Genomic DNA, 7,679 nt, shown 5'->3' on the forward strand with positions numbered 1-7,679 from the left:
ACGCAGCACAAACTCGCCAAACATCCCTGTTTGGCGTGCTAACCTCGCTCTGTTGTCGGCACATTCTGACGCCGGAATAAGACAACAACATAACCATCGTTTTTGGGAAGATATTATGTTTTTATTGTTATATTATTGATTTTATTTGAATTAAACGCCTGTGCAGCGTTAAGGACGCTAGCTTTGCAGAATCTGACGGCGAGCAATTTCTAAACCGCCTGTACGGCGTTAAGGTTTGGGGTTCCGCCTGTGCTAATTGGGCATATTTTCTAAACCGCCTGTACGGCGTTAAGGTAGAACTCAAGATTTGATAAATCTTGCTGTATAAAGATAAACAACAATTTCATCTTTGAAAACCCTTTTTTTGAGATGTTTTTTAATGTGTTGATTTTATTTAATTTTAAATTGTCGTTAAAAAAAGGGTTTGGAGCGGTTAACTTGCTGTTATTGGGGCGCTATTCGTGGTTTTGTTGATTTGTTGTATGTCGGCGATTTGCTTAGGTTGTGTAAGTGATTGATTTAGCTTAAAAAACAGAAAAACAAAAACTTCAATAAAATCAATACCTTTCCTGACCACTTTTTGGATGATTAGATGCCGTTATTAAAGCGTTTTTGTCCATGGTTTGATCTATTGTTAGAAAGCGGCTCTTTGTCTAGATTGTATAAGCGATTAATTTTTCATTAAAATAATAAAAATACAATGAAATTAATGCCATAAATATTTTTTATTGGTAGTTTTCTTTTCTTACTGCATTTATATTATTTATACAAACGTTACTTCCTTGCATAAATCTTTTTTTCTGAATCAGGAACCGGTTCGCCAACTTCCCTTGCAATTAATTCGAATTTGTTTTCGATGACATTTTTATAAAAGATATCAATAAACTGTTGAAAAGCTAGAAAGTTATTTTTGATTTCGGTGCTTGATGATGGTTTTTGTTCAATAGAAAAATCAAGTATTGTGTCTTTATCGCCAATATTTTCAATATTTAATTTGATACGGATACAATCCAATTTAATAGAGTCAAGAGTATGGATAAAGAAGATGTGGATTCGTTGTAATGGGATTACCGTTGTTGGTCGTATTTCAGATGATAGGGTTAGGTTGTGTTCATCAATGCTGATTTGTAGGTTTTCTTGCTGTTTTCTTGCTGTTTTTTTACTGTAAGATAAAAGCCTAATCGAAAAGCCGCCGCGGTGATTATGAGATACCCAACACAGATGCCTACTGGCACCATCCAATTTTTTGAAGTACAAATTAATAGAAGATAAATAAAAATTGCTGTTGGTATGATAAACATAAATATAAGAAATAACATTTGGATAAAAGTGGAAAAGCCTTTATCTGCAGCGTTCACGGTAAATTTGTGGTTATGGTTCATTAACCCACCTAGATATCCTATCCTGATTGTTTTTTAACATTATAAATTATAAAAAATTGTTTTTTTTATATAAAAAATTAAAATTATTTTTATTTTCAGACGGTTGTCATGGTGTTTATTTTAGTGGCATAAAAAAACCGACCATAAAGGCCGGTTTGTTGTTTGATGGTTAATTACTGTTTAGCTTCGATGTTATCGCCAACTAAATCTAGATGAATGGTTTTACCCGGGACTAGTTTGCCAGACAGTATTTGCTGTGCCAATGGGTTTTCGATCTCTTGCTGGATCGCTCGTTTTAGTGGTCTTGCCCCATAAATTGGGTCAAAGCCGACTTTAGCAAGTTGTTCCAACGCTGTATCCGAGATATCCAATTGGTAACCACGTTCATCTAACCGTTTTTCAACGTGTGCTAATTGAATTTTTGCAATCGCTTTGATATTTTCTTGGCCGAGTGGATGGAAGACCACTGTTTCGTCAATACGATTGATAAATTCTGGTCTAAAGTGTTTAGCAACAACTGTCATCACTAGCGCTTTCATTTCGTCATAACTTAACTCAACTTGACCTTGAATTAGATCAGAGCCTAAGTTTGATGTCATAATTATGACAGTATTACGAAAATCAACCGTGCGACCTTGGCCATCGGTTAAGCGTCCATCATCCAGAACTTGCAATAAGATATTAAAGACATCTGGATGCGCTTTTTCGACTTCGTCAAGTAAAATAACTGAATAAGGTCGACGTCTAACTGCTTCTGTTAAGTATCCACCTTCTTCATAACCAACATAACCCGGAGGTGCACCAATTAAGCGAGCAACAGAGTGTTTTTCCATAAACTCTGACATATCTATACGCACCATAGCATCTTCGCTATCAAACATAAAGTTAGCCAGTGATTTGCAAAGCTCGGTTTTACCTACCCCTGTTGGTCCTAAGAATAGGAACGATCCAATTGGTCTATTTGGATCAGAAAGCCCTGCTCGGCTACGGCGAATCGCATTAGCAACCGCTAATACCGCTTCATTTTGGCCAATAACACGTTTATGCAAAGCATCTTCCATATGTAATAATTTGTCTTTTTCGCTCTCAAGCATTCTAGAAACTGGAATACCTGTCGCTTTAGATAGCACTTCGGCAATTTCGTTATCGGTCACTTTGTTACGCAATAACTTCATGGTTTTGCCTTCTAACTGAGTTGCTGAAGCCAGTTTCTTTTCGAGCTCTGGGATTTTGCCGTATTGTAATTCAGACATTTTGCTCAAGTCGCCAGCTCGACGTGCTTGCTCTATTTCAGTACGCGCTTTTTCTAGCTCAGCTTTGATGCTTTGCGTGCCCGAAACAGCTGCCTTTTCTGATTTCCATTCTTCTTCAAGTGATGCATATTCCTTTTCTTTTTCAGAAAGTTCATCGTTTAACATCTCAAGTCGTTTTTTACTGGCATCGTCAGACTCTTTTTTAAGCGCTTGTTGTTCAAGTTTAAGTTGAATTATGCGCCTTTCAAGTCGATCTAAAGATTCTGGTTTGGAATCCATTTGCATACGAATGCTCGATGCAGCTTCGTCAATTAAGTCAATTGCTTTGTCAGGTAACATGCGATCTGAAATATAACGATGCGATAACGTTGCCGCAGCCACAATTGCCGGATCGGTAATTTGTACATGGTGATGCAGTTCATAACGTTCTTTTAATCCACGCAAAATAGCAATGGTATCTTCAATCGTTGGCTCAGCAACATAGACTTTTTGGAAACGACGTTCTAACGCCGGATCTTTTTCAATATATTGACGATATTCATCAAGCGTTGTTGCGCCCACGCAGTGCAATTCTCCACGCGCTAATGCGGGTTTTAGCATATTACCTGCATCCATTGCACCATCGCTTTTACCTGCGCCAACCATGGTATGGATTTCGTCGATGAACAATATAATGCGACCTTCTTCTTTTGCTAAGTCTTTAAGCACGGCTTTTAACCGTTCTTCAAATTCACCACGATACTTAGCGCCCGCAATTAATGCGCCCATGTCTAATGATAACACACGTTTATTACGCAATCCTTCAGGTACTTCACGGTTAACAATACGTTGAGCTAAACCTTCTACAATAGCGGTTTTACCCACGCCTGGTTCACCAATTAATACAGGATTATTTTTAGTACGGCGCTGTAATACCTGAATTGTTCGGCGAATTTCTTCATCACGACCAATAACAGGATCAAGCTTACCTTGTTCTGCTCGTTGAGTTAAATCAATGGTATATTTTTTAAGTGCACCACGTTGATCTTCTGCATTAGGGTCGTTCACGTTATCGCTACCTCTTACTTGATTGACTGCTTGGCTAAATCTGTCTTTATTGACACCTGATCTTTTAAGAATATCACTTAAGCTACCTCTGTCTTCTAAAGCGGCTAATATAAAGAGTTCTGATGATATATAACTATCGCCATTTTTTTGGGATAATTTGTCGCATAGATTTAATACACGAACAAACTCTTGCGATGGCATAACATCGCCACCCACACCTTGAACTTGGGGTAATCGATCAACGGCTTGTGTTAATTCTTGTTGCAAAACAGCAACATTTGCACCAGCAGCAGTCAATAATGGCGTTACACTGCTACCTTCTTGATTAAGCATGGCTGATAGAACATGCACAGGCTCTATATATTGATTGTCCTTACCTAATGCCATTGACTGCGCATCAGCTAAAGCCTGTTGAAACTTGTTTGTTAGTTTATCTAACCTCATAGTATTTATCTCCTGAGCAATAGATTTGGATTCAATGCTTAACACATTCAACCCATTTGCATGTGATCTAAATGTGTATTGCAATCTAAATTTCAAGAGCAAATCCAGAATATTTTTTATAAAATTTATACAGCAAGATCAGCAAATATTTAAAGCTTAACTAGCGTTAAAAATAAAGGTCACCGCAATTCAATCAATTACCACTCAATGTTGTTTTAAATAAAGCTTGCAAGATGACAAATCAGCTTTTATCTATTATATTAGCGCCTTTATTTTGTTAGGTTTGCTAACCGTGGTTCGTAACCCATCCCACGTAAAAAAACTAGGAATACAACATGTTCAAAATAGCCAAAGAGTTTCAATTTGACGCCTGTCATATGCTAGATGGGCACAATAAAAAGTGCCACAATCTGCATGGTCATACTTATCGCTTATTAGTCGAAATTAGCGGTGATCTTATCGATAATGGTTCAAGTCAAGACATGGTCATGGATTATGCTGACCTAAAAATGGTAGTTAAACAGCATATTATCGAGCCGCTAGATCATGCTTACCTTTACAACCAAAATAACCCAAATGAGTGCCGTATAGCCACATTACTGCAAGAAATGGATCGCAAAATCTTCGCTTTTCCATGTCGCACTACTGCCGAAGCAATGAGCAAATTCATATTTGATCGCCTGTCGCAATATTTGCCTATTTCGATGATCAAATTATGGGAAACGCCAACTTCATATTGTGAATATCATCGGAGCCAAAAATGATCGAATTTCGCATCGTTGAAATCTTCGAATCTTTACAGGGCGAAGGTTATAATACTGGCATGCCTGCTATTTTTATCCGTTTTGCTGGGTGCAATTTAAATTGTGCTTGGTGCGATACTAATTTCCGCCAATTTACCCGGTTTACGTTAGATGCTTTAATAACTAAAGTTAAAGAATATAAAAGCAAAAATATCATTATTACCGGTGGTGAACCGACTATGGTGAAAGCATTACCTCAATTGCTTGTACCATTAAAAAATGCGGGTTATTTTATTGCCATTGAAAGTAATGGACTTGGCAAAGTTGATCAGCTTATAGATTATATAGCACTTAGCCCTAAGTTTTGTTATCGGTCACGCTATCAAAAAATAGTACAATCTACTGCCAATGAAGTGCGGATTGTTGCCGAAAATCATGCTGATTTTCTTGATTTTTGCCAATATATCGAAACTCAAATTCACGCCAAACGCTATTACCTTTCACCGTGCGAAAAAAATGGTGCGTTTAATATGTTTGAAACCATTGAACTATTGGGGAAAATCAACAAAGATCGCTTTGATAATAAATGGCTTTTGAGTGTGCAAAGCCATAAGTTTGCCAATATTGAGTAGGTATTTTGTTTTATAGATTAAAAAAGCGGTTTTGCTATCAAATTGCAAAACCGCTTGGCAAACGTTATTAAACTACTTATAACCCCTTATAATACTAGGATTTATTCTTTGATAAGTGATCCACTCTAGCCTTCTAAACCTCTATATATCAAGGATAGATAACCAAACACTAAGGTTTAAGGAGTAACACAAAGCCCACCTCTGTCGGAACCACCTGGACTCACACTGTGTATGTAACCGCGAGCGGCACCGACATTAAACTGATTACTACCTTTAGGGACACTCGTCACGTAGAAATCGTAGCGAAAGTCGGCGTCAATATAATCTTGCATATATCCCCACTCGGTGAAAAAACCGGCGCCAATTAGACGCTGATAATTATTACCATCTGACGAAGGCATAGCACCAGAAATTGAAGGAGAGCTTTTACGTACTGCGTTAGTTAAATCACTAACCTGCACAAGACGATACCCTAAACCATTACACCAAGCTGTGTGACCATTAACACCTGTAACTCGATCTCCCCGGTTTACAAACCATTGCTTTAACTTAAATCCATATTTGGCGACCACTGTGCCACTACTATCCCGACCTTCTAGCTCGAATGTTTGTGGTAAATTTGGTACACTAAGTGGACTAGGATTTCTGGCTTTTATTTGACTATCACTTGCCCTAGGACCTGTTAACGTTACTCGCGTCATACCTGAAATGGGTGACGTCACCATGGAAGCAGTTATTCCATCGTGAGTAACAGATGCCCAAGTCAATTGACTCGTATCCTTTTCTCCCATGTCTAGGTCAAAGTATAAACCATCGGAACCCGTAGTCGGGAAATTAAGATCATAAAATGACGGATCGGTTGACTGAACAAGAAATCCTTTATTAGGATTCCAAATGTTTAATGGACCAGCGAAATTGTAATAATTCCCATCAATCTTAATGTTATCTTCGCCATACTTTAAATTCGGCCTAACATATTCCACAAAGTAACAACTACTAGATGAATTGGGACTGATATAATACGTCACCGAATTACTACTGAAATTACTGCTATTTGGCACTCCATACTGTGTAGTTAAACTACCTCCTGTAGTGCTTAATGTTACCTTATAAGGTGCACTGCAAATATCTAAAGTATCACTGCGGTTGACTGCACGATCACTTTTATCAGTGAACGTTACCGATAAAATCCCCGTTGCTGTGACACCATTTGCTCCCTGCCCATCGCCATCATCATCCCCCCAATAGTTATACGGCGCACCAATAAGCGTGTCTAATGTGATTGAATTAGTTGATGGCGGCACCAACATACTAATATCAGATAACGTTTCACCCTTATTAGGTAACACAATTGGATTACTAGCACTTGATAGATTGGTTGATGATGTGATTTTAGTGCCGTTTGATAATGTGATACCTAATAAATCCTCTGTTGTGGTCACTTTGGTCCTACCATTATCAATGGTTAAATACGGTGCAGTCCCTTCAATAATCTTTGAGGTATAAACCGATAACGCCTGCGAACGAAGCGAATACGACAATAACAACGGCACAAAAAGAAAAAAAGATTTTGATAAAGGTGATAAGAATTTGAGCCTCTGAGACAATCTTGTCTGTTTCGCTAAGTTCAGTGATTCCAGAGATAAAAATGAGAATAGAGTCTGTTTTTGGCAACAGTGAAAATGAAGAAGATTTAAGACATAGGACTGCCAGTGCTGGTGTCTGGTGTCTGGTGTCTATTATGATAACGCATAACATCCCTACCTGTCAATTAAAATTTTGTTTTATTTTAAAATTTTTATAATTATTAGCTCATTTAATGAGTTTTTTTTGCTAAAAAGCGTCGAAATTATAGCCTTTTAGATAATAAAGCGCCAGTTTTTTTGTTAATTTCTTGTAAATAAAAGTAAAGGAAAGGAGTTTTAGTTAAAATCGGTAAATAAAAATTTGAATAAAATAAGCTCCTTTTCTGAACGATTTTTGCTTAAAACTGGCTCTTTTTTGATTGGTCTGAATTGCTTGAGTGCATTTGTTTCGGACGTTTTAGCTTTAGGCGATCAAAATAACCACAGTGACCTAGTCCGAGTTAGGGAATTTTGAACTGCACCCCAAAAGTTGTACAAAAAAACTAAGCTGCTGGAAAATAATACTCCCGATATTGAACAGGACTCTTTTTGT

At 37.6% G+C, this 7,679-nt stretch carries 5 protein-coding genes and 1 riboswitch; of the genes, 2 read left to right on the top strand and 3 right to left on the bottom strand.

Features of this window, described 5'->3' with window-relative positions:
* Positions 1 to 774 precede the first annotated feature (774 nt).
* Entirely contained in the window at positions 775 to 1,242 is a 468-nt protein-coding gene (locus GQ598_RS10655) for a hypothetical protein (RefSeq protein ID WP_160404099.1), read from the bottom strand.
* A gap of 313 nt (positions 1,243 to 1,555) precedes the next feature.
* Positions 1,556 to 4,126 carry an ATP-dependent chaperone ClpB gene (gene clpB, locus GQ598_RS10660; protein ID WP_160404100.1) on the bottom strand — a complete coding sequence of 857 codons (2,571 nt, stop codon included), beginning with the start codon at positions 4,124 to 4,126 and terminating at the stop codon, positions 1,556 to 1,558.
* Between the two features lie 286 nt (positions 4,127 to 4,412).
* Positions 4,413 to 4,458, top strand: a riboswitch (PreQ1 riboswitch).
* 3 nt (positions 4,459 to 4,461) lie between these two features.
* Here clpB and queD point away from each other — a divergent pair.
* Positions 4,462 to 4,890 carry a 6-carboxytetrahydropterin synthase QueD gene (gene queD, locus GQ598_RS10665; RefSeq protein ID WP_160404101.1) on the top strand — a complete coding sequence of 143 codons (429 nt, stop codon included), beginning with the start codon at positions 4,462 to 4,464 and terminating at the stop codon, positions 4,888 to 4,890.
* On the top strand, positions 4,887 to 5,501 hold the full coding sequence (locus tag GQ598_RS10670; RefSeq protein WP_160404102.1) for a 7-carboxy-7-deazaguanine synthase QueE: 615 nt from the start codon (positions 4,887 to 4,889) through the stop codon (positions 5,499 to 5,501). Before queD ends, GQ598_RS10670 begins: the two co-directional genes overlap by 4 nt.
* Positions 5,502 to 5,677: 176 nt before the next feature.
* Here the strand turns inward: GQ598_RS10670 and GQ598_RS10675 are convergent, their stop codons facing one another.
* A complete protein-coding gene (locus GQ598_RS10675) occupies positions 5,678 to 7,108 on the bottom strand; it encodes a hypothetical protein (protein ID WP_160404103.1) in 1,431 nt (476 codons plus the stop codon).
* Between the last annotated feature and the right edge of the window lie 571 nt (positions 7,109 to 7,679).

The organism is Gilliamella sp. Pas-s95 (assembly GCF_009795795.1).
Lineage (GTDB): Bacteria > Pseudomonadota > Gammaproteobacteria > Enterobacterales > Orbaceae > Gilliamella > Gilliamella bombicola.

Excerpts from the sequence above, each read along its gene's own strand:
- clpB (WP_160404100.1), bottom strand. The coding sequence starts at position 4,126 with ATGAGGTTAGATAAACTAACAAACAAGTTTCAACAGGCTTTAGCTGAT.
- queD (WP_160404101.1), top strand. The coding sequence starts at position 4,462 with ATGTTCAAAATAGCCAAAGAGTTTCAATTTGACGCCTGTCATATGCTA.
- GQ598_RS10670 (WP_160404102.1), top strand. The coding sequence starts at position 4,887 with ATGATCGAATTTCGCATCGTTGAAATCTTCGAATCTTTACAGGGCGAA.